The organism is Phocaeicola fibrisolvens (assembly GCF_025567125.1).
In the GTDB taxonomy this organism is placed as follows: domain Bacteria; phylum Bacteroidota; class Bacteroidia; order Bacteroidales; family Bacteroidaceae; genus Phocaeicola; species Phocaeicola fibrisolvens.
In genome coordinates this window covers 150,257-173,842 of the sequence record NZ_JAOQJI010000003.1, presented here as the reverse complement: position 1 = coordinate 173,842, position 23,586 = coordinate 150,257, and the positions used below count along the sequence as shown (strand labels likewise).

General features: G+C 49.7%; 17 protein-coding genes. 14 read left to right on the top strand and 3 right to left on the bottom strand.

Annotated elements, in window-relative coordinates; genetic code table 11:
• The first annotated feature begins 87 nt into the window (after positions 1 to 87).
• The 5 genes from infC to OCV81_RS02405 all read left to right on the top strand — a co-directional run bounded on the left by infC (position 88) and on the right by OCV81_RS02405 (position 3,699).
• Positions 88 to 669, top strand: coding sequence for a translation initiation factor IF-3 (gene infC, locus OCV81_RS02425; RefSeq protein WP_148328062.1), 582 nt, complete (start codon positions 88 to 90; stop codon positions 667 to 669).
• 69 nt (positions 670 to 738) lie between these two features.
• Positions 739 to 936 (top strand): 50S ribosomal protein L35, encoded by a 198-nt coding sequence (rpmI, locus tag OCV81_RS02420; RefSeq protein WP_072542914.1) that lies wholly within the window; start codon positions 739 to 741, stop codon positions 934 to 936.
• Between the two features lie 106 nt (positions 937 to 1,042).
• Entirely contained in the window at positions 1,043 to 1,393 is a 351-nt protein-coding gene (gene rplT, locus OCV81_RS02415; RefSeq protein ID WP_072542913.1) for a 50S ribosomal protein L20, read from the top strand.
• A 379-nt stretch (positions 1,394 to 1,772) separates the two neighbouring features.
• Entirely contained in the window at positions 1,773 to 2,534 is a 762-nt protein-coding gene (locus OCV81_RS02410; RefSeq protein WP_148328060.1) for an EFR1 family ferrodoxin, read from the top strand.
• 13 nt (positions 2,535 to 2,547) lie between these two features.
• Complete coding sequence (locus tag OCV81_RS02405; RefSeq protein WP_148328058.1) at positions 2,548 to 3,699, top strand: lactonase family protein; 1,152 nt, start codon at positions 2,548 to 2,550, stop codon at positions 3,697 to 3,699.
• A 17-nt stretch (positions 3,700 to 3,716) separates the two neighbouring features.
• Here the strand turns inward: OCV81_RS02405 and OCV81_RS02400 are convergent, their stop codons facing one another.
• Positions 3,717 to 4,991 carry a sensor histidine kinase gene (locus tag OCV81_RS02400; protein WP_262639977.1) on the bottom strand — a complete coding sequence of 425 codons (1,275 nt, stop codon included), beginning with the start codon at positions 4,989 to 4,991 and terminating at the stop codon, positions 3,717 to 3,719.
• On the bottom strand, positions 4,988 to 6,355 hold the full coding sequence (locus tag OCV81_RS02395; protein WP_148328055.1) for a sigma-54-dependent transcriptional regulator: 1,368 nt from the start codon (positions 6,353 to 6,355) through the stop codon (positions 4,988 to 4,990). Before OCV81_RS02395 ends, OCV81_RS02400 begins: the two co-directional genes overlap by 4 nt.
• A gap of 214 nt (positions 6,356 to 6,569) precedes the next feature.
• On the opposite strand from OCV81_RS02395, the gene OCV81_RS02390 reads away from it, so the two are divergent.
• The 8 genes from OCV81_RS02390 (at position 6,570) to OCV81_RS02355 (ending at position 21,329) form a co-directional block, all read left to right on the top strand.
• A complete protein-coding gene (locus OCV81_RS02390; protein WP_262639986.1) occupies positions 6,570 to 8,003 on the top strand; it encodes a TolC family protein in 1,434 nt (477 codons plus the stop codon).
• A 12-nt stretch (positions 8,004 to 8,015) separates the two neighbouring features.
• Positions 8,016 to 9,266 carry an efflux RND transporter periplasmic adaptor subunit gene (locus OCV81_RS02385; RefSeq protein ID WP_148328053.1) on the top strand — a complete coding sequence of 417 codons (1,251 nt, stop codon included), beginning with the start codon at positions 8,016 to 8,018 and terminating at the stop codon, positions 9,264 to 9,266.
• A gap of 178 nt (positions 9,267 to 9,444) precedes the next feature.
• Positions 9,445 to 11,826: an ABC transporter permease gene (locus OCV81_RS02380; RefSeq protein WP_148328051.1), complete on the top strand. Its 2,382-nt coding sequence runs from the start codon at positions 9,445 to 9,447 to the stop codon at positions 11,824 to 11,826.
• A 20-nt stretch (positions 11,827 to 11,846) separates the two neighbouring features.
• On the top strand, positions 11,847 to 14,195 hold the full coding sequence (locus OCV81_RS02375; protein WP_148328049.1) for an ABC transporter permease: 2,349 nt from the start codon (positions 11,847 to 11,849) through the stop codon (positions 14,193 to 14,195).
• Between the two features lie 15 nt (positions 14,196 to 14,210).
• Complete coding sequence (locus OCV81_RS02370; RefSeq protein ID WP_148328047.1) at positions 14,211 to 16,619, top strand: ABC transporter permease; 2,409 nt, start codon at positions 14,211 to 14,213, stop codon at positions 16,617 to 16,619.
• A 39-nt stretch (positions 16,620 to 16,658) separates the two neighbouring features.
• Positions 16,659 to 18,206 (top strand): TlpA family protein disulfide reductase, encoded by a 1,548-nt coding sequence (locus OCV81_RS02365; RefSeq protein ID WP_148328045.1) that lies wholly within the window; start codon positions 16,659 to 16,661, stop codon positions 18,204 to 18,206.
• Positions 18,207 to 18,229: 23 nt separating this feature from the next.
• A complete protein-coding gene (locus OCV81_RS02360; protein ID WP_148328043.1) occupies positions 18,230 to 20,602 on the top strand; it encodes an ABC transporter permease in 2,373 nt (790 codons plus the stop codon).
• A 52-nt stretch (positions 20,603 to 20,654) separates the two neighbouring features.
• Positions 20,655 to 21,329, top strand: a complete 675-nt coding sequence (locus tag OCV81_RS02355) for an ABC transporter ATP-binding protein (protein ID WP_148328041.1) — start codon at positions 20,655 to 20,657, stop codon at positions 21,327 to 21,329.
• A gap of 18 nt (positions 21,330 to 21,347) precedes the next feature.
• Here OCV81_RS02355 and OCV81_RS02350 read toward each other — a convergent pair whose 3' ends face one another.
• The gene (locus tag OCV81_RS02350) at positions 21,348 to 22,244 is read right to left on the bottom strand and encodes a helix-turn-helix domain-containing protein (RefSeq protein ID WP_148328039.1); all 897 of its coding nucleotides are present in this window, start codon (positions 22,242 to 22,244) and stop codon (positions 21,348 to 21,350) included.
• A 223-nt stretch (positions 22,245 to 22,467) separates the two neighbouring features.
• Between OCV81_RS02350 and OCV81_RS02345 the strand changes: the two genes are divergently transcribed.
• Positions 22,468 to 23,586, top strand: coding sequence for an efflux RND transporter periplasmic adaptor subunit (locus tag OCV81_RS02345; protein WP_148328037.1), 1,119 nt, complete (start codon positions 22,468 to 22,470; stop codon positions 23,584 to 23,586).

Here is a 23,586-nt window from a genome sequence, read left to right as displayed (position 1 = left end):
AGCCCCTATCAAAAACAAGGGACTGCAAACGGATTTTTCAATATTAATTTATAATTCAAGAAACAAACAAGGAAGACACTATTTTTAATGAAAAATGACACGTTAAAAGGGCAACATCGAATCAACGAACAGATTCGCGCCAAAGAAGTACGTATTGTGGGAGATGATATTGAATCGGCTGTATATCCGATTGCGCAGGCTTTGAAACTTGCGGAAGAACATGAAGCCGACTTGGTCGAAATTTCACCGAATGCCGTTCCTCCAGTTTGTAGAATTATAGATTATTCTAAGTTCCTTTACCAGTTGAAAAAACGTGCAAAGGAACAGAAGGCAAAACAGGTAAAGGTGAACGTGAAGGAAATCCGTTTCGGACCTCAGACCGATGAACATGATTATAATTTCAAGTTGAAGCATGCCATCGGCTTCTTGCAGGATGGAGACAAGGTGAAGGCTTACGTGTTTTTCAAAGGACGTTCCATCTTGTTCAAGGAACAGGGCGAAGTGCTGTTGCTCCGTTTTGCCAACGACTTGGAAGACTATGCAAAGGTAGAACAGATGCCGTTGCTCGAAGGAAAGAGAATGACGATATCGTTGTCTCCGAAGAAGGCAGGAGCTCCGAAGAAAGCAGCCAAACCTGAAGCTGCTAAACCGGTTGAACCGAAAGAATGAAAAAAAGTGCGTAACGCGCCGGTATAGTGCGTTGCCACGTTGAATAATAATAATTAAAAATTTAACAAGATGCCAAAGATCAAGACTAACTCCGGTGCTAAAAAAAGATTCACTCTTACCGGAACAGGTAAAATCAAAAGAAAGCACGCTTTTCACAGTCACATTCTGACTAAGAAGACTAAAAAGCAGAAAAGAAACCTTTGCCACATGGGCTTAGTAGACAATGCTAACTTGAATCAGGTAAAGGAACTTCTGTGCATGCGTTAATCTTCACGAGAGCGTACACGTATCATTTAAATTATTAACCGAATGCATTAGCCTCAAGTCCGGTTGTAAAATATCGGCGCTATCATTCAAAAAGAATTAAAAAACTATGCCAAGATCAGTAAATCACGTTGCTTCTAGAGCAAAAAGAAAGAAAATTTTAGGTTTAACCAGAGGTTATTTTGGTGCAAGAAAGAACGTTTGGACCGTTGCTAAGAATACTTGGGAAAAAGGTCTGACTTATGCATATCGCGACCGTAAGAACAAAAAACGTAACTTCCGCGCATTGTGGATTCAGCGTATCAACGCAGCTGCTCGTCTGGAAGGTATGTCTTACTCTAAGTTGATGGGTGCATTGCACAAAGCAGGTATTGAAATCAACCGTAAGGTGTTGGCTGACTTAGCCATGAACCATCCGGAAGCTTTCAAGGCTGTAGTTGCTAAAGCAAAAGCTGCTTAATTCTCTTCCGGAAACGGAGACAACGTATAAAGGATGCCACATAAAATGGCATCCTTTTTTTATGCAATCTCTTTGCAGATTCAAATTATTGTCGTATATTTGTCATACAAAATTGAAGCCGTACTTGCAGAATCGGGAAACTCATCAAATTATAAGAAATACCGAGACAAGCGTCTTCTTCCAATGGCGGGCCACGCCTTCGGGTAGCATTTATGCCGGTGGATTACAAAGGAAGGGGGGCACTCAAAACCTGTCATTCGGAGTTTCGTCACGCCTCGGGTACGGCTTCTTCTTTTTCTAAGGCGAAGAATCTTGGATGTATCAGTGTCAAGGTTCTTCGCCTTATTTGTATGTGAACGTTGAACGTAATAGGATTCGTATGATTTTTTATTTTTCTGGAACGGGAAATTCGGAATGGGTGGCCCGGAAGTTGGGAGAACATTTGCAGGATTCTGTATATAAATTGACGGATTTACTGAACGGAAAACCGGACTTTCCGCAGTCTGCAGATGGAATGCTGGGTTTTGTGTTTCCGGTTTATTCGTGGGGGCCTCCTCCGGTGGTATTGGAAGCACTGGCCAAGTTGGAATGGAAGGGAGTGCCTGATTACCTGTATTTTGTCTGTACCTGTGGCGATGATACGGGAAAGACGGCACAGGTGTTTGCGCGGGCTGCGGCTCGGCGGGGATGGCGTTGCAAGGCTGGCTTTTCGGTGATGATGCCCAACACATACGTTTGTATGTCGGGATTTGATGTGGATGAACCGGAACTGGCGGCTCGTAAGTTGAAGCAGGCTCCCAGCAGAGTGGAAGATCTCAGCCGGAGGATTACTCGACGGGAAGAGGGATTGGATTGCCATGAAGGAAGTGTGCCTTGGCTGAAGACGTATGTGGTGCGTCCGATGTTCAACCGTTTCATGATTCGTCCGAAAAAGTTTTATGCATCGGAAGCATGTATTGGTTGCGGACTCTGTGCCAAAAGTTGTCCGTTGGAGAATATCCGTATGGTAGAAGGACGTCCACAGTGGGGCAGCCGTTGTGCGATGTGTCAGGCTTGTTACCACCATTGTCCGAAGCATGCAGTATGTTATGGCAAGCTGACGCAGAAGAAGGGACAGTATTTGAATTCTTTATTAAAATAACCGTAAATCTAAGATGAAACAGATTTTAATGTCGTTGTGTGTGGGCGGTATCCTGATGGGAGCCTGCGCCGGAAAGAGTGAGCAGAAAACAAGTGTGACCCATGAGGCAGACACGTTGCTGATGCTGGTGGGCAGTTATGCAAAAGCCGACCAGGAAGGGGTGAAAGTATATCGCTTCAATCAGGAGACAGGCGATGCTGTACAGGCCAGTGCCTTGTCGGGAATTGAGAATCCTTCTTACCTGGTACCAGATCAGGACGGTACACACGTGTATGCCGTGGGAGAAACCGAGAAAGGTTTTACGGCCAACGCCTTGGCCTTGGATTCCTTGACCGCCAGTCTGTCGCTGGTGAACAGCCAGTCGACCGAAGGAGCGTCACCGTGTTACATCACAGTGAGTCCGGACGGGAAATTCGTGCTGACGGCCAATTACATGGGAGCCAATATCACTGTCTTTCCCCGTCTGGCAAATGGAAGTCTGGGAGAGGGGCATGCCATTGCTTTTCAGGGAAAAGGAGCCGATAAGGAACGTCAGGACCAGCCTCACTTGCATTGCGTATATTTCACGCCCGACGGCAAACTTCTTTTAGCGAATGATTTAGGTACCGACCGTATCCACGCGTTTCCGGTGAAACAGGCTTCCGGTACACAGGGAACTGATTTGCTGGATGAGGCTGCCGCTTTTGACATTGAACTGGCACCGGGTTCTGGGCCGCGTCACGCTTGTTTCGACAAGCAAGGGAAACATGCCTATCTGTTGACAGAACTTTCAGGAGAAGTCGTGGTATTTTCATACGATGGAAAGACCTTAATGCAGCAGCAGGTCATCAAGGCAGATACGGTAGGCGCGAAGGGAAGTGCCGATATCCATCTTTCACCCGACGGGAAGTTTTTGTATGCTTCCAACCGTCTGAAGGCGGATGGAGTGGCCATTTTCAAGGTGTCTCCTGCCGACGGAACCCTGACGAAGGTCGGTTATCAGCTGACGGGTATTCATCCCCGTAACTTCACGATTACGCCCAATGGCAAGTACTTGCTGGTAGCTTGTCGGGATACCAACGAGATTCAGGTATTTGCCCGTGATGCAGAAACCGGTCTCTTGCAGGATACAGGAAAGACCATCCACACCGATAAACCGGTCTGCCTGCAATGGGTTATGAAATGAGTCTTTGTAAAACTTGATTATACGGCGGGGAAAGAGAGGTGGAAACAGCTTCCTTTCCCCGCCGTGCTTTGTACACTGATTTGTCCTCCGTGCAGGCTGACAATCTGTTTGCAAAGGGTGAGTCCGATGCCCGAACCGTTGCTTTTGGTGGTGAAGAAAGGAACAAAGATACGCTCTGTCACCTCCGGCAGCATGCCTTCCCCGTTGTCACGGATTTCGAAGACCAGCTCCTGCGCATGAGCTTCCACGCGGACACGGATATCCGGATGCGGACGATGGGCACAAGCCTCGCGGGCGTTCTTCAGCAGGTTGATGAACACCTGTTCCATCTGTGTGCGGTCGGCCAGCCATTTAAGGTGAGAAGACGGATATTCAAAATGAAATTCCGGTTCCGGATAAAGGCGTTGCAAGTCGGTAAAGAATTGTTCCAGGGGAATTTCCACCTTGACGGGGGCGGAAATGCGGGTCAGCTTCCGGTAATTCTCCACAAACTCCGGCAATCCCTTTCCCCGGCGGTAGATGACTTGCAATCCTTGCTGCACGTAGGTGCGTGTACGGGCATCGTCGGGGTGTTCCTGACTCCGTTCGTTCAAGGTGTCTGCCAGGGAAATAATCGGAGTGATGGAATTCATGATTTCATGCGTCAGCACCCGTATCAGTTTCTGCCAGGCTTCCATTTCTTTGTATTCCAAGGCCCCGTGAATATTTTTCAGGCTGATTAATCGGCAGGTTCGTCCTTGCAGTTGGATGTGTGTGACGGATAGGGAGAGGTCGAAAGTGGCATTCCCCTTTTGCAGGTGGGCTACTTGCCGATTCTCCTGGATGGCGGTACTGATTTCTTCCGGCAGAAGGGCACAATGTCCCCACAGTTCGCGGGCCGCCTTGTTCATCCATTCTATCCGGTTGTCCCGGTCGGCTACAAGAACGGCCGTGTCCACCTTGTTCAACAGCATTTCATAGTATTGGTGTTTCACCTCCTCATCCAATATGCAGGTGCGGAGATTCTTCAGCGCCAGCGAAAGGTCGTCGGCCAGTTTCTGCATCTGTGGGTCGGCAAAAGGCGCACAGACCCGTTGCCCCAGGTCATTCTGCTTCATACATTCCACAAGGCGACCCATGGTTTCGGTCTGACGCATCTGGATGCGGTATAAGTGATAGCAGATGCCCACCAGCAGCAGTCCACAGATAATGCTGCAGAACAAAAGTTCATGCTGGATGGCCAGTACGCCTGCGGTGATGCAGAGAACTAAGCCCACAATGTGCAATATGAGGTGGTGTCCATACGTTTTCATAAGCCCCATTTTTCCAGTTTCCGATACAGTGCAAAACGCGTAATTCCCAACAGTTCGGCGGCCTTGCTCATGTTTCCTGCACTTATTTTCAAGGCCCGTTCAATCGCATTCTTTTCCAGTTTCTCCAGATTCAGTTCTTCCGCCAGCGCTTGCGGACGAGGCGTATTTCCCTGCGGAAACAGGAAGTCATCCGGTTTCAGAAGTCCGTTTTCACTCAAGATGACGGCCCGTTCCACGGTGTGCTGCAATTCGCGCACATTGCCCGGCCATTCATATTTCAAAAGTTTGTTTTTCGCTTCACGCGTCAGTCCCTTGATTTCCTTGCGGTATTTCCGGTTGTACTGACTTAAGAAATGCATGGCCAGTAACAGGATGTCCTCTCCGCGTTCCCGGAGGGGAGGGATGTGCAGTTCCACGGTATTGATGCGGTAGAGCAAGTCTTGTCGGAATTTCCCTTCCGCCACCAGCTGGTGCAGGTTGGCGTTGGTGGCACAAATCAAGCGGACATCGATGTGTATCGGACTCACTGCCCCCAGGCGGGTGATGCACTGCTTTTCGATGGCCGTCAGCAACTTGGCCTGCATGGGCAGGGACAGGTTGCCGATTTCATCCAGAAATAATGTACCCCCCGAAGCCGTTTCCATTCGGCCCGGTTTCGCTTTCCGGGCATCCGTGAAAGCCCCCTTTTCGTACCCGAACAATTCACTTTCGAACAGCTGTTCCGGGATGCTTCCCAAGTCAATCGGAATGAACACCTGCTCCCGTCGGGGTGAGAAGAAGCGCAGCATGCGTGCCGCCAAGTCTTTTCCCGTACCGTTTTCTCCCAGTATCAGCAGGTTGGCATCCGTATCGGAGAGCTTGTAGATGGTTTCTTTCACTTTTTGCATGGCCGGAGAGTCGCCAATCAGTTCCGGAAGCGTGTCGTCTCCTTTCAACGCCTGCACTTCATTCTGCAACCGTCCGACTTCCTGACGGGAACGGCTCAGCTTTACCGCGGACGACAGGGTGGCCAGCAATTTCTCTTTCTCCCACGGCTTGGAAATAAAGTCGGTAGCTCCGGCTTTGATGGCCTGTACCGCCTTATCGGTATCCGCATACGCCGTCATGAACACCACTACCGCCTGCGGGTCGAGGTGAAGAATCTGTCTTAGGTAATCCAGTCCTTCCTGCCCGCTGATGGCATCCCGCTGGAAATTCATGTCGAGCAGAATCACGTCGGGGTGGAAAGTCGTCATGAAATGGGTAATCCGGGAAGGTTGCGTAGTGACCCGTATTTGTTCCATATAAGGCTCCAAGAGCAGGTTTAACGCGAAGAGCACGTCTTCGTTGTCGTCAATGATGAGTATTTTTCCTTTTTCTTCCATACAATATCAAGGTGTCTTTCGCAAAGATAATGCTTTTTTGCTTGTGCTGTATGTGCACTTTCGCACGCTTTTTGTGCGAATGCGCACATGAAATAAATTTGTCCATTCTTCCTATCTTATGCATAATCAACGTGTTATCCGAATGGCACGGTTTTTGGAACTAAAAAAGCAGATTACTATGCGTATGAAGATGGAACACAAAATAGGATTACTTATGGCTTGTCTGCTTTTCTGTGGACAAACCGTGTGGGGCGAGAAGCTGACACTGCAAGAGGCCATCCGGATGGCACAGGCCAGTTCTCCGGAGGCCGAAGCTGCCCGGCATACTTATCGGGCGGCGTACTGGAGTTACCGTTCGTTTCGGGCAGACTATCTGCCTGAGGTGAGTTTGTCGGCATCTCCTTATCTGAACCGGCAGATTAACAAAGTAACCCAGCCTGATGGTACGGAACTGTTTCTCCGCCAGAACCAGTTGGCTACCGACCTGACCCTTTCCGTCAGCCAGAACGTGTGGTTTACAGGAGGTAACTTTTTCATGCAGACGGCTGCCCAGCGTATGGATGAACTGGGTGAGAAAAGTACAGCCTATAACACCCAGCCCTTCACGATAGGTTACCAGCAGTCTCTCTTTGGCTATAATTCCTTGAAGTGGAACCGCCGCATTGAACCGGTCCGTTTTCAGGAAGCCAAGAAAACATATAGCGAGACGTTGGAGCTGATTGCTTCGAAAACCTGTGAACTGTTTTTCGCATTAGCCGCTGCCCAGTCCGATATGGAGATTGCCCGTGCCAACTATGCGTCTGCCGATACCTTGTATCGCTATGCCCGCGGACGGTATCGCATCGGCAACATTACGGAGAACGAGATGTTGCAGCTGGAGGTGAACAAATTGACCGAGGAGACCAACCTGATGAAAGCCCGTATCAGTGTGGAAGACGCGATGCTTACCTTCCGTTCTTTCTTGGGTATCCGGGAGGAAGAAGAGATAGAGGTGATTCCGCACGACAGTGTGCCGGCTTTTGAAGTGCCTTTGGACAAGGCGCTGGAACAGGCTCATCTGCACAGTCCGGAAATCGAGACCTACCGGCGGAGGCAGTTGGAAAGCCGCAGCCAGTTGGCTTCCGCCCGTGCGAGCCGGGGATTGAAGGCAGATTTGTATCTCCAGTTCGGGCTTTCGCAGACGGCCGACCGGCTTCGGGATTCTTATCGTAATCCCCTCGACCAGCAATACGTGAGCCTGTCGGTAGTGATTCCGATATTGGACTGGGGAAGAGGAAAAGGAAAGGTACGTGTGGCCAAATCGAACATTGAACTGGTCAAGACGCAGGTGGAGCAGGGCATGAACGACTTTGAACTGAACGTGCGGCAGATGGTGCGGCAGTTCAATCTTCAGGCGCGGCAGGTGGAAGTCGCTTCCCGTACCGATGAAACAGCCCGTCGGCGGTATGAAGTGGCCCTCCGCCTTTACCTGATGGGCAAATCGTCGGTGCTCGATTTGAATGCAGCCACCACCGAGAAAGACACCTCCCGGCGCAATTATATCGAGGCCCTGAAAACCTACTGGATGCTGTATTACGGACTCCGCAGCCTGACGCAATATGATTTTTACCGGAATTGTCCGCTGACTGAAACTTTACCTGAAATATAACACAAACCGATTATGGATATACAATTGAAAAAGAAACCCTGGTACGTGCGCTATCGTTTTTATCTGGCAGGCGGCGTACTTCTGCTGGCCGGACTGATTTATGTGATTGTACTGGCCTCCGGTCCGCAGCGCTTACGCATTGATGCAGACTCCGTGCAACTGGCCGAGGTGAAGCAGGCCCCTTTCCGTGAATACGTGGATGTGGAAGGAGTGGTGCATCCCATCCTGACCTTGATGGTCAATGCCCGCGAGTCGGGTAATGTAGAGCGTATCGTGGCCGAGGAGGGCAGTTTGCTGCAGCAGGGAGACACCATTTTGGTCTTGACCAATCCCAACCTGTTGCGTGAGATAGACGACCAGCGGGATGAATGGGAAAAGCAGCGCATCTCTTATCAGGAGAAATCCCTTGAGATGGAACAGAAAAGTCTGACCCTGAAACAGCAGACACTGGAGGCTGCTTACGAGCTGAACAAGATACGGAAAAGCTTTGCCTTAGAGCAGGAAGAATACCGCATGGGCATCCGTAGCAAGGCGCAGCTGGAGGTGTCGGAAGATGAGTTCCGTTACAAGACGGCCTCCACCCAGCTGAAGATGCAGAGCCTGCAGAGCGATTCGGCCATGACGGTCATCCGCAGGGAACTGTTGCGCAACGACCGGGAACGGGAACAGAAGAAGCTGGAGCGTTCCTTGGAGCGGATGGAAGAGCTGGTGGTACGTGCGCCGTCGGATGGGCAGCTTAGTTTTGTGAAGGTCACATTAGGGCAGCAGGTGGCAGCCGGAGAGAATCTGGCGGAAGTGAAGGTCATGTCGCAGTTCAAGGTGCATGCTTCCCTGAGCGAATACTACGTGGATAGGGTGACGGTAGGCTTGCCGGCGTCTGTGACTTACCAGGGAAAACGTTATGCCTTGAAAGTGAGTAAGGTGGTGCCGGAGGTGAAAGACCGCACCTTTGATGTGGACTTGGTCTTTACGGGAGAAATGCCCGAGAACGTCCGTCTGGGAAAAAGCTTTCGGGTACAGATTGAGTTAGGACAACCGGAACAAGCTTTGGTGATTCCACGCGGTAATTTCTATTCGCAGACCGGCGGTCAGTGGATTTACAAACTCAATGCCGACAAGACCCAGGCGAGAAAGGTTCCGGTGGTCATCGGGCGCCAGAACCCCCTGCAATACGAAATCACCGAAGGTTTGCAGCCCGGCGATTGGGTGATTACCACAGGATATGATAACTTTGGCGACGCGGAAGAGCTGGTGTTTAAGTGAATGAACCAGATGTTTCCACCTGCTTCCAGTACTTCCCCGGAAGTACCGGAGTACTGCCTAAGAAGTACTGGAGTACTTTCAAGGGAGTACTGAAGTACTGACAGGGAAGTACTGAAAACGATTAAAGTGAAGAAATATAAGAAGTTATAAGATTAGTAGAAAAGAAAAACAAATTTATATGAACACACTACGCTATGCTTTACGTTTCCTGCTCCGTGCACGGACGTACACACTGATTAATCTGTTGGGGCTGGCTTTCAGTCTGGCCTGCTGTATTATTTTGCTCCGATACATCCATCGGGAGCTGACGGTCGATACCCATTGTGTGGACCGGGAAAATGTATATGCCGTGCAAGTGAATGTGTCGGGAGGGGCGTATTGGGGCTCTTATGCAGCTTATTGGAATGACAGTGTACTGATTGCTCCAGAACTGATAGAAACGAAATGTAGTTTTGTTCCGTTGGAGAATGATTTTCTGGTCAGTGAGGGACACCGCTACTGTTGCGATGCCCTTGCTACGGATAGCACGTTTTTTCAACTGTTCTCTTATCCGCTGATACAGGGAGAAAAGAACCTGACTGATCCTTCTTCAGTGGTACTGACCCAATCGTATGCACGGGAGGTTTTTGGTTCGGACAACCCTGTCGGAAAGACAATTACTTATTCCAACGGACAAGAATATGTGGTGAAAGGCGTGATTGGGCTTCCTACCAACAAAACCTGGCTGAATTTCGATTTGCTTCTGGCAAATACCTCTTCCAATAGGTGGGAGAAGATGCCGCTGGATTTGTATCGTTTTGTACCTGGAGCAGATATGAATATGCTTAACCAGGTGGGGAAACATCCACGACGTCTGAATCCGTACTATCCGGAGGATACACGGGTGTACACTTTTCATTTTGTACCTTTGAAAGAATGTTACTTTTCCAAGTTGGAAATAAGGGATAAAGCATCTATTTATGTATGGGGAGATTGGGGACAGTTGCAGATATTCATGGGTATCTGTGCGCTGCTGCTGGTTACCGGGTTGTTGAACTTCATTAACCTTTACATGATTTTTATGCTCAAACGCACGCACGAATACGGTATACGCCGGGTGTTTGGAGCAGGAAGAGGAGCTGTCTTTGCACAAATCTTCACCGAAAACTTTCTGCTTTCCGCCTTGGCGGTGTTGCTTGCGTGGGTATGCATTGAGCTGACCCGGGTGCCTGTATCCCGCTTTTTCGGGTTTGATTTCCCCTATACTGCTTTCGATGGGTATTTGTCCTTGGCGCTACTTGTATTCCTGCCGCTGGTAGCCTCACTTTATCCGTATTTCCGTTTCACGCGTATCTTACCTTCTGTCGGCATTCGTCTGGTGAGTACCGCCGGGCAGTCGGTACGGACGAGAATGGGATTGCTAGTGTTGCAGTATGTACTTACCTTGATACTGGTGGTACTGGCTTTTTATTTCAATCGTCAGCTTGATACCTTGCTGCATACAGACCCGGGGTATCGTACGGAGAATATTTTGGTGGCACATCTGGCCCACGAGTCGAAGGATTTCGCTTCTTATCGGAGCCCGGAAGACATACAGGCACGTGTGCAGCGAGTGAAACAACTTGGGGCCAAGATGAAAGCTTGCCCCGATATAGAGTATTGGGTAGCGGATCAATTTGCGCTGATTTCCAGTGATTTTGGAATGAAGTTTATAGGGAATAACGGGCGTACGGCTTTTTTGTATATGCGATATGCCAATCCTTCTTTTTTCCGTCTTTATGAATTGCGTTTTGTAGAGGGAACGCTTCCCTCAATGGAAGAGGAAGAAGATTGGGAAAGGGAGTATTATGTGGTGAACCGTGCGGCACTGAAGGCGTTGGGGTATGATTCTTGTCAAGGAGCTACATTGATGCATGAAGATGACAAGATGAGGGCTCAAAATCCGGAAGCGCATCCTATTGTGGCGGTCATCGACGATTATTATGACGGACATATCAGCGCGGGGGTACATCCGATGGTATTTGTGGTGCGACGTGGCTCTTCCGGTGACCTGTATACGTTGTCATTCCGTCCGGGACGTCTAGCTGCGGTGATGGATTACTTGAAAAAAGTGGAACGTGAAATATATGGTACCGAAGAGTTTGAATATACCTTGTTTTCCGACCAGGTGAAACAGATGTATGCGGCAGACCGTCGGCTGGCAGTGCTTTATACTTCGTTTGCCTTTATCGCCATCGTCATTTCCTGTCTGGGGTTGTTCGGCATTTCCTTGTTCGACATTCGCCAGCGTTATCGGGAGATTGCCATCCGCAAGGTGAACGGTGCCATGCTGAAAGACCTGTATGTGCTGTTGCTCCGCCGCTACGTGGGGATGCTGTTGCTGGCAGCCGTGGTGGCAGTACCGCTGGCTTGGCTGGCCATCCACTACTATACCGCCGATTTGGTGGTGAAGGCTCCGGTGACGGTCGGCCTGTTCCTGACAGCCTTCCTGATAGTAGCGGTGATTTCCGTGGCTACGTTGCTCTGGCAGGTGCACAAGGCTTCCCGCATCAATCCGAGTGAAGTGATGAAAAGTGAATAATAAAAGAGAGATAAATTTATATGAACACACTACGCTATGCCTTACGTTTCCTGCTCCGAGCACGGACGTACACCCTGATTAATCTGTTGGGGCTGGCTTTCAGTCTGGCCTGCTGTATTATTTTACTTCGATATATCCATCGGGAACTGACGGTCGATACCCATTGTGTGGACCGGGAAAATGTATATGTGTCTCGTTGTCAGATTGGTGAGAACGATGCATTGGTCTCTTCCACATTGAATGGCGATACGCTGGCTGTAGACCCTTCACTGGTCATGCAACGTTCACGGGTCACACTGCTGGATCATGACATGATACGTTACAAGGATAATCGTTTCCAGGTAAATATGATAGTGGCCGATACGACTTTCTTGAAACTGTTCCATTATCAGCTCTTGCAAGGAGAAAGTTCCCTTTCAAAGCCTGGGATGGCTTTGCTGAGTGAGCACCTGGCACATAAGTTGTTTGGCAAGCAGAATCCCATTGGAGAAACCTTTGTCTTGTCTACCGGGAAATCAGTGACCATATCCGGTATTTTTGCCACGCCGAAGAATAAAAGTTTTTTGTTGGTGGATGCCATTCTTTCCGAAATGCCGGGAGCACTTTGGGAGAGAATGCCCATGGAGTTTATCCGTTTTGTACCGGGAGTGGATATTCAGAAATTGAATGAGGCAGGCAAGACGTTGCGTCCTACACGGGTGGGTGACGGCAGCATGTACACTTTTTCCCTTCTGTCGTTGAAGGATGTGTATTGGGAGTCCCGTTTGTTGTACCGCACTTCTCCTACGATGTGTGTGTCGGGCAACCGCGCTCAGTTGTATGTCTTGTCGGCCATGTGTATCTTTATATTCTTTATCGGTCTGCTTAATTACCTCAATTTGTATGCGGTGCTGATGGGCAAGCGGTTACGGATTTACCTGATTCATCGGGTATGGGGAGCAGGTTTCCGTTCACTTTTTCTATTGATGTATTGGGAGAATCTGGTGCTGTCGGCATTGTCGTTGCTGTTAGCTTGGACAGTGGTGGAACTTGCTCAGCCTTTTGTCAATCGTGTCTTTGATACGGTATTTACTGTCGGGGCGTTTGACGTATGGGTCTCATTGGCTTTGGTGGTGTGGTTGCCGCTGCTGATATCATTGTGTACGGTATTTCGGTGCTGGAAATTCCCGTTGGGCATGTCGCTGGTTCGTTCGGGGAATGACCGTAAATCCATACGCTTGCGTCAGGGATTCCTGTTCGTGCAATATACGGTGACCATTGTACTGGTTGTCCTTGCTTTGTTTTTTCATCGTCATCTCAACTTGCTGTTGAATACTCCACCGGGATTTCGGATGGAAAACGTGATTCAGGCCAACCTTATATATGAATCAACGGATTATGCTTCTTATACCGATGAATCGATACAGGCCCGGAAGCAGCGGATTGCGCAGATTGATGAGGCATTGAGCAAATGTCCGGACATTTCATGTTGGACAGCGGATGTGTATTCCATTCTGGATTTCGACTATACGGCGGAGTTTCAGAATGTGAAAGGGGAAACCGTTTCATTGAATCAGAATTTTGCCACTCCTGAATTCTTTACCTTGTTCAATCTGAAGCTTGTGGAAGGAAGATTGCCTGTCGAGGAGGATGGCTATGTGGTGAATCGGGCTGCTATGCGGGCATTGGGATACACCTCTTTGGAGGGAGCTACCGTGTTGGATCTCCGTATGAAAGAGGCGGCGCCTGACTTTCCGGCCCGACCGATTGTGGGGGTGATAGAGGATTATTATAGCGGACATATATCCAAGGGGATACGCCCCATGCTTTTCATGGTTTTTCCTACTATGCAGGGAGATGTGTATCATATTGCGTGTCAGCCGGGTCGGATTCCTCAGGTGATAGATTATCTGCGGAAGTTGGAAAAGGAAGTGTATGGCACGGAGAATTTCCAGTATTCGTTACTAAAGGACGATGTGCAGAAGTTGTATAAATCTGATCGGCAGGTGGCTACCATTTATTCGGCCTTTGCCTTTATCGCCATTGTCATTTCCTGTCTGGGGTTGTTCGGCATTTCCTTGTTCGACATCCGCCAGCGTTATCGCGAGATTGCCATCCGCAAGGTGAACGGTGCCATGCTGAAAGACTTGTATGTGCTGTTGCTCCGCCGTTACGTGGGGATGCTGTTGCTGGCAGCCGTAGTGGCAGTTCCGTTGGCTTGGCTGGCCATCCACTACTATACCGCCGATTTGGTGGTGAAGGCTCCGGTGACGGTCGGCTTGTTCCTGATAGCCTTCCTGATAGTAGCGGTGATTTCCGTGGCTACGTTGCTTTGGCAGGTGCACAAGGCTTCCCGCATCAATCCGAGTGAAGTAATGAAAAGTGAATAATAAAAGAATGAATTTATGATGATTGCACATTATTTGAAAGTAGCTTTCCGTAATTTGTGGAAATACAAGACACAGCATCTGATTGCGTTGGTCGGAGTAGGGGTGGCCTTGCTGTGTTTCAGTATCTGTCTCTACGTGGTCCGTTATGCTTTCAGCACGAATCATTGTTTTGCAAACTATGAACGGATTGCCGAACTCAATATTCGTGACATGAAAGAAGAGAAGGTGTTGAATTATACTCCTGCGACGTTGGTCGAGGAACTGCGTCTTCAAAAGCCGGATGGGATTGAGGCGTTGTGTGTGGTGGATTATTCACCGATAGAACGGCCTTTCAACGTGGAGATGCCCGACGGGAAGCAGTTACCTTATTCCTTCGCCGTGGCAGAGACGGATTCTTCCTTCTTTCAAGTGCTGACTCCTCAAATTTTGTGTGGTTCGGCTGAGGTAGCTAAGATGATGCCAAATTCATTGGTTGTGAGTGAGAGCATGGCACGCCGGGTATATGGGGATATTCGCCAGGCGGTAGGAAAACAGCTGGTACTGATGCGCCGGTTGTACACTTCGCCGGATTCTACTCCACGTACCGGGGGAACGGTTTATACCATTCAGGCAGTGATTGAGGATATTCCAGAGAACAACAGTATTGCTTTTATGGAGCATCTGAATATGTTTTCCCTCAACGATTCGGAAGGAATCATCCAGAATGATGCCCGTTATGCCATTATCAGTTCCTTTACGTATGCGTTGCTGCGTAAAGGTTTTACTCAGGAGCAACTCAATGAGTGGTTTTATCGCAGCAAACAGACGCATCGGATGCATGATACAAGCTTTGCGGTGGAAGCTCATCCGATGGGAGATAGGGGCTGGAATGGGGGACTGCTTCGTACGATGGTATGGACTACGATGGTAGCCGGGGTATTGATTTTGCTGGTGGCCTTGCTCAATTTCTTTCATCTGCTCGTGGGGTCTTTTCTTACTCGTATGCGTGAATTCAGTATTCGGCGAATGACGGGAGCAGCCGGAGGCAGTCTTTTCGTCCAACTGTTCATACAGTCTGCCTTGTTGGTTTTGCTGGCCGGCCTGTTGACCGGTGTCTGCATCGAGGTGATGGCTCCCTGGTTGAGACTGGAAATGGCCGGTTTGTCTTTGCAGTTTGACGCTTCTCTGCTGATGGTACAGAGTTTTGAGTATTTGGCTGGCCTGTTGGGACTATGTGCTTGGGTGTGTGGAATAGTCGTGTGGAAGGTACGTCGCACGCAGGTGCATGCGGGGGTATCGGGCGGTGTACACCGGGGAGGAAAGAGGCGGATGCGGAATCTGTTGTTGGGAGTGCAGTTGTTTATCTGTTGGGTTTTTATTTCACTGGCAGCGGCGCTTTATCTGCAATCGGATAAAACAGGACGTACCTTGTTCGGGACATTGAGTTTGGAGGAGAAAGAGCAGATTTTGAGCATTCCGATGGATTTTTCCTTTATGAACACTGTGCAGAAGCTGGATTTGATACATCAGTTTAAAAACTTGTCGGGAGTCGAAGAGGTACTTCCGGCCGACATCAATTATTTGGGAGGCGTTTCCGGTTCGGGTATGTATACGGAGAAAGACAATAAAGACAGTTATGTGGATGTAAATGTGATGCGTGTAACTCCCGGTTTCTTTCGTTTCATGCACATTCCGATGCGGTCGGGACATACGCTGCGTGAATCGTCTGATTTGGTGATAGACGAGGCTTTGTCTCGTCGTCTCGGAAAGGACATCATGGGGAAACCGCTTTATAATTATGACGGAGATGCCTACACGGTTAAAGGAGTGTGCCAGACATTTGTGTCCAGTGTGTATTATGATAGTGAAGGATTTATATTCCTTCTGAGCGGGTTCGACGATTACTGTGGGCATTGTTATGTGAAATGTAAGGAGGGGCAGACGGAAACCGTATCTCAAGAGGTCCGGAAGATACTGAAAAAAACGTTGCCGGAAAGTGTGGAAGTGAAGGTCAGCACGTTCATGGACGACATCCGTGAGTCACAGGCGCTTGAGTTCAAGCTCCGCGGAATTGTATTGTTCTTTTCGGTAGTGGTGCTGGTGATTTCGTTGTTGGGCGTGTATTCAGCCGTGACCATCGACACGGAATATCGGCGGAAGGAGATGGCTATCCGAAAGATTAACGGTGCCGGAATGCGTCAGATAATCTGGCTGTTTGCCCGGCTTTATGTGACTTTACTGACGGTGACGGCTGTGTGGGGATTTGTGTTGGTTGAATTCTTGTTGAGGCAGTTTAGTACCTTGTACACGGTGTTCTTCCGGCATGGGGTGGCTTTCTATTTTTGCCTCTTCCTGTGTGTCTCCTTGTTCGTCGCCTTTACAGTGGCTTTCCGTATTTGGCAGGTGTCCCGGGTGAATCCGGCAGAAGAAATCAAGCGGGAGTGATATAATAATAGTATAATAACCTAAAATGAATAAATAACCATGAGAAAACAAGTATTAGCCTGTCTGCTCTTAGGTGCATTGGGAGCACAGGCACAAGAGAAATTTGTAGTGGAAGGACAGTTGAAGCACATTCCCGACGGAACCGTGTTCAGTTTGATGAAGCGAGAGGGGAATGTAGGGAGTATGGCGGCTACCGACACGTTGCGGAACGGCACATTCCGTTTTGAGCTGACTACCGCCGGAAACGGGCTGGAACGCTATGATTTGATGGCACATGACAGGACGAGTTTTCCACCCATGTCGCTCAGCTTGTGGGTGAATCCCGGAAGTCGTTTGCTCGTACAGGGAGAAAATTCGTATATCTACTCTTGGACGGTAGAGAGCGATGTGAAGGAACAACAGTTCCAGCAGCAGCTGATGCAAGCTTCCCGTAAGGAATGGGAGGAATTTCAGCGGTTGACCATGCAAGAGTTTGAACTGATGAGGTCGGCTGCACAGGGAGGAAACAAGGAACAGGCTCGTGCGAAAGCTGATAGTCTGCAACAGCTGACTGAGAAGTTGAGCGATCAGATTACGCAGCACAATATCGCACTTATGAAACAGTCGCCGGTTAATGCCGTCTGGATGGATGAACTGTATCGGATGGGGATGTCGGTGAAGTTCCGTAAAGGCTATCCGTATAAAGAAGACGTGCAGCAGTTGTACAACCGTTTGGATGCTGCACAGAAAGAGACTTCAGAAGGGAAGAGCGTGTATCTGGCTTTGAATCCGCCGACCGTGGTCAAGGCGGGCGAGGAAGCTGTCGATGCGGATATGTATGATTTGGAAGGCAAGGTTCACCATTTGGCAGAGTTTCGCGGAAAATACGTCCTGCTGGATTTCTGGAGCCGGGGATGCGGCCCTTGCATCATGTCGCAGCCGGAGCTGAAAGAAATCAGCGAGAGGTACAAGGACAGCTTGGAGGTGGTCAGTTTGAGCATTGAGAACCGGAAGGGATGGGAAGAGGCTTCTAAAGCGCATGCCATGACTTGGAATAACTGGAACGATTTGGAGGAAACCAATGGATTGTATGCCCGTTATGGCGTCATAGGAATTCCCCATTTTGTGTTGATTTCTCCGGAAGGAAAGGTAATTGACAGCTGGAGTGGATATGGGAAGGGCCTGTTGAAGCTGAAAGTCGAAGGCATGTTGGCTCCCAAACAGCCGATGCGTATCGAATGGAAAGACGGTCACAAACTGGTGCATCATCCGCGGAAGAAAACAGAGAAAGTGGATGTGCTGACCATCCGTCAGGTGGAACTGACTGACTCGGCTACGGTGCTTCGCGTGCATGCACGGTATATTCCAAACTATTGGATTCGGCTGGACAAAGCGACTTTTTTGATATCGGACAAGGGGGTGAACTATCCGCTCCTGCGCAGTGAAGGTTTCGCAATAGACGAGCAAGTGTTTATGCCTGATAGCGGAGAAATGGATTTCACGCTCTATTTTGCTCCACTGCCGAAAGATACCCGTTGGTTTGACTTTTCGGAAGGCGAGCACGTGGAAGGGGGATACTATATCGAAGGCATCCGTCTGACAGAATAATAACGTACTAAAATTGACAATGGATGATACTGAGTATTACACTGAAAATGATTTTGCGAAGCTGGTGGCGGAACAAGGTGTTTTTCCTTGTTTCGGTAGCCAGTCTGGCATTGGGATTGGCCTGTACCAACTTGCTGATGACGTACTTTGTGCACGAGCATGGGTTGGAAGGGCATAATCCGGACCGTGACCGTATGTTTTTTCTACAGCAGGATGACCCGATGACGGAAGGGAAACGGGTGGCCTTTGCTGGAGCCGAGATTCCTCCGCAACTGAAACAGAACTATGCCGAGGTGGAGGACTTTCTTCGGTTAGGGAAACTGGATTTGCTTTACTGCAAGGTGAACGAGCAGAAGGTGGAAGGGGATTTTAAGATGCTGTCGGCCGATACGACCCTGACGAGTTTTTTTGATTACCGTACGGAAGAAGGTAGTTTGAGTCAGGTACTTTGTCAACCGGGAAAAGTGGCGTTGAGTGAGGCTTGTGCCCGTCGCCTTTTCGGAGAGAAACAAGCGGTAGGAAAGCAGGTGGAGGCACATTTCCGTTTTGGAGAGGCCCGTACGTACGAAGTGGCGGCGGTGCTGAAGGAACGCGAACAGTCGCTTCTGCAGTTTGACATGCTGATAGCACACGATCCTGATTTCTTCTGGGGTGGCCTTACGTTGTTGAAGCTGACTCCGGGTACGGATGCTGCTCGTTTGGCTGATAAACTGAATGTGGACAAGGTACCTACGCTGATGCCCGGTCAGACGAAATATTACTTGGACCCGCTGGATGCCATTTGTTTCACGACTCCCGACGATGCTTCCCAGCAGACGCTCGATTATGTCAGTCAGACACCCGTGCAGACTCTCTATATCAGTCTGCTGGCAGCCGTGCTGATACTGCTCATTGCCTGCTGCAACTATACCAACATGAGTTTGAGTCGCTTGCTGCAACAGCTGCGTATGATTCATGTGGAGAAATTGATGGGGGCTACCTTGCGCAATATTCGTCTGCAACTTTTCGGGGATGCTTTCCTGACGGTGGTACTGGCGTTCGGGCTGTCCATTTTGCTGGTCAACGACTGCTTATCACTGTTTAATGACCTGTTGGGTTCGCGGTTGACCATGACGTTCTTCTTCAGTAGTCAGATGCTGCCGTGGTTGCTGTTATTCATTCTGTTGATGTCGGTAATACCGGCGTGGTACATCAGCTATCGCCTGTCACGCTTGTCGTTCACGGAATACCGTACGCTTTACAGTGGCCGGCGCAAGCAGCGATTTGTGGCGGTACTGGTAACGGTGCAGTTCGTGATTTCCATCGGTTTGTTGCTGGCTACGCTGACAGCCCGCAACCAGATGGAACTGACCCGCCAGCGGGCGTCACGTTACGAAGGCTGCATTGAGATAGGGGATGCTTTTGGCGCTCCGCTGGCTCCTTTCAAGGCGGAACTGGAGAAACGGGTGAAAGGCATTGAATCCATGACCCTTTCCAAATCTTCGGTACTCAGTGCCTGGATACGTCAGTTGAATGTGCAGCGTCCCGGTGGGAAGGAAGTGCGTACCAATCTGCTGACCTTGGAAGGCGACTCCACTTTATCGCGTACCTTGCGCATTGAACAGTTGAGTGGAGAATCTCCTTCCCGCCTGTTGGAGCGTCAGGCCTCTCCTGTACTGGTGAACGAGAGTTTTGTCCGGCTGTTAGTGCCTGCGGGTACGGAGGTCGTGGGACATGCCTTGCGTGAATTCGACACGGAAACAAAAGACAGTCTGGCGGTAATAGGTGGTGTGGTGCGTGATTTTTCTATCAATTCACTGGAAGAAGCCGTAACGCCCCTTGTCATCACACTGCTGTCGGCAAGTGACTTGCAGAAAGGATTCTATTTGCAGCTTCGTCTTCGTCCGGAAAGCCGTGAGGAGGCCTTGCGGCAGATAGAGACGGTATGGAATGAGATGAATTCCAACCAGCCTTTCAGATATACGGACATGCATCAGGAGTTTATGGCACGCAATCAAAAAGTGCTTTCCTTGTCGCATATCCTGACGTTCTATACCGTCATCGGTCTGTTGCTGACAGGCTTCGGGTTGTTTGGCATTGCCTGGTACGCCACCCGTCAGCGGATACGTGAAATCAGTATCCGCAAGGTACATGGGGCCACGCGTGGGCAAATCATTTGGCTGCTCAACAAGCCGTTCTGCCTCTATGCTATCGTAGCCTATGTGGTGGCCATGCCCGTTGGCGGGTGGTTCATGCTGCATTGGCTGGAGCAGTTTGCCTACCGTGCCCCGCTTTCGGCCGGTATCTTTGTATGGCCGTTGCTGGTGGTGTGGGGCCTCTCGGCACTCATCGTTTGTTTGCAAGGTTGGATATTGAGTCGGGTAAATCCGGTAGAGTGTATGAAACAAGATAATTAATTAATAGTCAAGAATGGAGACTGATAATATAATTCAATTAAATTTTAAGCGTATGATTAAGACAGAAAATTTACAGAAAGTGTTCCGCACGGATGAGGTGGAAACTTGGGCATTGAATAATGTAAGTATCGAAGTAAAAGAAGGGGAATTCGTGGCCATTATGGGCCCTTCCGGTTGTGGAAAATCTACCTTGCTGAACATTTTGGGATTGCTGGACAACCCCACCGGAGGAAAGTATTACCTGAACGGGGTGGAAGTGGGCAGCTACACCGAATCGCAGCGTACCTCCTTGCGTAAGGGCGTGATCGGTTTCGTGTTCCAGAGCTTCAACCTGATTGACGAACTGAACGTATATGAGAACATCGAACTGCCCTTGCTGTATTTGGGAGTGCCTTCGGCAGAACGTAAGCGGAAGGTGGAGGCAGCCATGGAACGGATGGGGATTACGCATCGGGCCAAGCATTTCCCGCAGCAGTTGTCGGGCGGTCAGCAACAGCGTGTGGCCATTGCCCGTGCGGTAGTGTCGGGCCCGAAACTGATTCTGGCCGACGAACCTACCGGTAACCTGGATTCCAAGAACGGACGGGAAGTGATGGAGCTGCTGACTGAGTTGCACAAGGAAGGCACTACCATCGTGATGGTGACACACTCGCAGCACGATGCCGGTTTTGCCGACCGCGTGATCAACCTCTTCGACGGACAGGTGGTGACGGAAGTCAACCTGTAAGGAGCAGGTCGCGCCTTTCTATAACTGTTTCTTGAACCGACCGGGCGACATGCCGCTGTGACGCTTGAAGAACTTGCTGAATGCGGCCTGGTCGGCGAAACAGAGTTTTTCGGCCACGTCCTGTACGGTATAAGCCGGATTGAGGAGGCAGATTTTGGCCTCTTCCATCAGGCTTTCATTGATGAGCTGGTTGGCCGATTTGTGGTAGGCCTTTCTCAGTTTGGCCGACAGGGCGTCGGGCGACACACAAAGCTGGTCGGCATACCATTTCACTGTGTGATGAAAGCGGCAGTGGGTATGCATCAGGTAAAGAAAGCGGGGAAGCGTATCGTCCCATGGGAGGACGGGCTCTTCTTCGCTTTCCTGTTTATAGGTACGGAAAATGATGTTCCAGATTTCCAGTACCAGGGAACGGAGCGTGTTCTCCAGAATTTCATGCTGAAAATTGTTTTCTGTCTGTGCAAGGGTGTGCCGCAGGATATCGAACAGGACACGGATACGGGCGATGTCGTCTTCCTTTAGCGTAAGGAAGGGCGCTTGTACATACCGGTAAATGTAAGGTGTAACCCTCGGTCGGATACATTCTGCCGCTTGCAGGAAGAGTTCCCGGCGGGTAATGAGCAGGCAACCTTCAAATTGGGCATCGGTTTTCAGGTCGGTCCATTGGTGAGGTTCGATAAATTCAATGTAGGCGGGAGCCTGGATAGCCATGCGTCCCTCGGGCATTTGCAGACTGAGTTCTCCTTTTAGCATGAGCAGGGAAACCGTGTGCTGGGTATCGATGGTACCCTTCCGGAAAACCTCGTCGCCTTGTACATGAAAAAGGCCCATCAGCTCGTTGTAAATCATTCCTTCCTCTTTTCCCCCTTCGGAAGACAATGGCTGAAGCCATTTGGTAAAAGCATATTCTCTCATCTTATTGTATGGTTGTATTGTATTTGCGCGTCTAAAGTACGTACATAAATCTATGTCTGAAAGTCTTTTTGTATGTTTTAGAAATCGTAAACAGAATAAATGCTAAAGAGAGGATTCAGACAAATGTTCTTAGGATTGGGACAAGTGCCTTGATAGGTCAGGCTTCTAAATTTGCGCTTGCTATAACAACAGAATGAGTCAAATCAACTAAAAAGAGAACAAGATGAAAAAAGCATTTGTTTTTGTCGGAACGTGTCTTGTGACTTTGCTGGGACTCCTGACGGCTTGTACACAGTCGGCTGGAACTTCGCAGGAGGGCGGATACAAGACCATGACCGTAAAAAAAGAAAATCGTCTTCTCACCAACAGCTACTCGGCGGTGGTGAAAGGAAGGCAGAGTGTGGAAATCCGTCCGCAGGTGAGCGGTACGATTACCGACATTTGCGTGAAGGAAGGGGCCAAGGTGCAGAAAGGGCAGGTGCTCTTTGTCATCGATCAGGTGCCCTATCAGGCAGCCTTGCAGACGGCAGTGGCCAATGTGAAGAGTGCGGAAGCGGCGGTAGCTACGGCCCGTCTGACCTCGGATAGCAAGGAGGAACTCTTCAAGGAAAAGGTGGTTTCTGATTTTGACCGCCAGACGGCACGGAATTCCTTGCTGGAAGCAGAAGCCAGTCTGGCACAGGCCAAGGCAGCCGAGACCAATGCCCGCAACGACCTTTCTTATACCGTAGTACGCAGCCCGGTGAACGGAGTGGCAGGCATGTCATCCTATCGAGTAGGGGCCTTGGTCAACTCGTCCATCACCACTCCGTTGCTGACGGTCTCCGACGATGAGGAAATTTATGTGTATTTCTCCCTTACGGAAAACCAGATACTGTCGTTGGTCCGCCAGTATGGCAGTGTGGAAAAGGCGCTGGCGGGCATGCCTAAAGTGTCGTTGCTGCTGAGTGACGGTACGACGTATGCCCATGAGGGTACGGTGGATGCCATCAGCGGTACCATCGATACGGAGACCGGAGCCATCAGTCTGCGGGCTGTGTTCCCCAATCCGGAAGGCATGTTGCGCAATGGAAGTACGGCCACGCTGGTACTGCCTTATACCAAGAACAATGTGCTGGTGGTTCCGCAGGAAGCCACTTTCGAAATTCAGGACAAGGTGTATGTATACAAGGTCAATGCAGATGGAAAAGCTGAATCGGCTCAGGTGGCGGTCTTCCCGCTGAACAACGGACAGGAATATATTGTGGAGAGTGGCTTGCAGGAAGGCGACGTGATTGTGGCCGAAGGGGCAGGACTGATTCAGGAAAATACGCAGATACTTTCCGCACATACTGAAAAATAG